This is a genomic window from Niallia sp. Sow4_A1 (assembly GCF_052116745.1).
Taxonomy (GTDB): Bacteria; Bacillota; Bacilli; order Bacillales; family Cytobacillaceae; genus Niallia; species Niallia hominis.
This window is the reverse complement of sequence record NZ_JBQKKM010000106.1, coordinates 1-2,381: the sequence shown is the minus strand read 5'-3', so window position 1 is coordinate 2,381 and position 2,381 is coordinate 1. Positions and strand designations below refer to the sequence as shown.

Annotated in this window: 2 protein-coding genes; both read right to left on the bottom strand. The window is 34.2% G+C overall.

Annotated features, from left to right (window positions below; genetic code table 11):
* Positions 1-302 precede the first annotated feature (302 nt).
* Positions 303-1,319, bottom strand: coding sequence for a threonine aldolase family protein (locus tag ACTQ5K_RS25310; protein ID WP_031536386.1), 1,017 nt, complete (start codon positions 1,317-1,319; stop codon positions 303-305).
* Between the two features lie 271 nt (positions 1,320-1,590).
* Positions 1,591-2,190: a SafA/ExsA family spore coat assembly protein gene (safA, locus tag ACTQ5K_RS25305; protein WP_031536384.1), complete on the bottom strand. Its 600-nt coding sequence runs from the start codon at positions 2,188-2,190 to the stop codon at positions 1,591-1,593.
* Positions 2,191-2,381 lie beyond the last annotated feature (191 nt).

Here is a 2,381-nt window from a genome sequence, read left to right as displayed (position 1 = left end):
ATTTCCAAATGGACAGGAGCCGCCTTTAGAAAGGTAATTACTTTTTTGGCTCTAAGTAGAGTAAACAATTAAACTGAAAATTATGACACTATTTACGCAACACTAGTGATACGAACTATAAGGTAAAAAGTTCTATCGATCTATATCTTTTTAGCACTATATATTCACTTAGGATTAATTTTGGATTATATCTTTTTACGGTTGAATCATAAATACATTTTTCTCCGGACTAAAATATGGCATACCGATTTCTATTGTCGGTATGCCATAGAAAAACTAAATTTTTGATTTTTTAACAAGCTTTATTTTAATTCCTTAATAAAAGCTTCAACTTCCTCCTCATTTGTTGCCCATGAAGTAACAAGTCGAATCGCAAAATGATCATTATCGACTTTTCCCCAAATATTGAATTGGTAATTCTTCTGCAGCTCGGCAATCATTTCATTAGAAAAAATCGGAAATACTTGATTGGTAGAAGATTGCGTTAAAAACTGATAGCCTTTCTCTGCCAATGCTATGTTTAGTCTGTCTGCCATCTTATTAGCATGCTCCGCTAATTCGAAGAAAAGATTGTCTTTAAATAGTTCATAAAATTGGATTCCTAGAACTCTCCCTTTAGCTAGCATCGCTCCCTTTTGCTTTATATGGTAACGAAAATCTTCCTTCAAGGAATCATTCTTTATCACAAGTGCTTCTCCCATTAATGCTCCATTTTTTGTTCCACCGATATAAAAAGCATCTAATAATTCTGGAAAATCACTTAAATCTAGATCATTATCCTTTGCACATAGTGCAGATCCTAATCGTGCGCCATCCATATAAAAAATCAAATTATTTTTTTGACAAAACGCACTTAATAGTTCAAGTTCTTGTTTGGAATAAATGGTTCCAATTTCTGTTGAGTTAGATATGTATACTAGCCTTGGCTTAACCATATGTTCATCTGTATGTTCATCCAGCACCTTTTGCAGCAAATCTGGTGTTAGCTTTCCATTTTCCGTATCAACTGTTAAAACTTTATGCCCTGTTGCTTCTATCGCCCCTGTTTCGTGGACAAAAATATGTCCAGTGGAAGCTGCAATTGCTGCTTCATGTGGTCTTAAAAAGGCAGAGATTGCAATGAGATTTGTTTGTGTTCCACCGACTAAGAGATGAACATCTACCTCATCACTTTTCATTTTTTCTTTTAATACTTCCACCGCTTTGTTTGTAAAGGAATCCTGTCCATACCCTATTTCTTGTTGTAAATTGGATTCTACCAATGCTTGGAGAATTCTTGGATGTGCGCCTTCACTATAATCATTGTTAAAACTATACATGGACATAACCTCCTTTTTTTAAAAATATTCTCTCATAAAAAGATTCTCCTTGTCACTAGTTGTATTTTTCTTTTAATTAAAATATGTTTTACCAAAAAAACAAATTCTTATAGATTTACGATAGACGCAGATGAAAAATGGAAAGTATTTACGACGCGAACTCTTGAAGCCAGAACTAAGAAAAAAAGCAAGTGTGAGCTTAAGCAAAGCTTTCGATAGCAAAAAAAGGGATTGCCCCTTAGATCTTAAGGTGTAATCCCTTCTTTCGTACTTATTTCGATATAAACATCTGTGTCCAATAGTTTCCGCTTTGGTAATAGCCTACTCCTATTTGTGTGAAACTTTTGCTTAAGATATTTGCTCGGTGACCACTTGAGTTCATCCATGCTTGTACGACTGCTTGTGCACTTGTTTGACCTTGAGCAATATTCTCTCCAGCTGATTTGTAGCTGATTCCATAGGCTTTCATCATATCAAATGGTGATCCGTATGTTGGACTTGTATGGCTGAAATATTTCTTTTGTGCCATATCCATTGATTTGTCTCTAGCTACTCGGGATAATTCCCAGTTTTCCGTTAATGCTGGAAGACCATTTTTTTGACGCTCAATATTACAAAGTCTAATGACTTCACGTTCTACTGTTTTAATAGAATCAATATTGGGAATCGTTAATTTTTGATTAGGATAAATTAAGCTTGGGTTTGAAATCTGCGGGTTTGCATCAATAATTTCCCGTAAGCCGATTTGATATTTCACAGCAATTTTCCACATCGAATCTCCGCTTTTTACTGTATATGTATCAGCGATTACCATCGTTGGAAGTGTTATTAAACACAAAAATAAACTAACCGTTGCCATTATTTTTTTCATTTTTTCACCTCCTTCTGAATAATAAGTTGCGCACAAAAATTTGTTCTTATCCTTTCTTTCTATGTTTTTTTGTTTTTTATATAACTCAACTTTCGCAGAGTGATATCGGCAAATAAGCCTTGATATAATTAGGAAGGCCAGCGATCCACTGTTCAAGTTGACTTTGAATTATTTTTTTGATTTTCTTATTC

What these genes read in the sequence shown, in the direction of transcription:
- ACTQ5K_RS25310 (WP_031536386.1), bottom strand. Translation starts at nt 1,319, where the DNA reads ATGTATAGTTTTAACAATGATTATAGTGAAGGCGCACATCCAAGAATT.
- safA (WP_031536384.1), bottom strand. Translation starts at nt 2,190, where the DNA reads ATGAAAAAAATAATGGCAACGGTTAGTTTATTTTTGTGTTTAATAACA.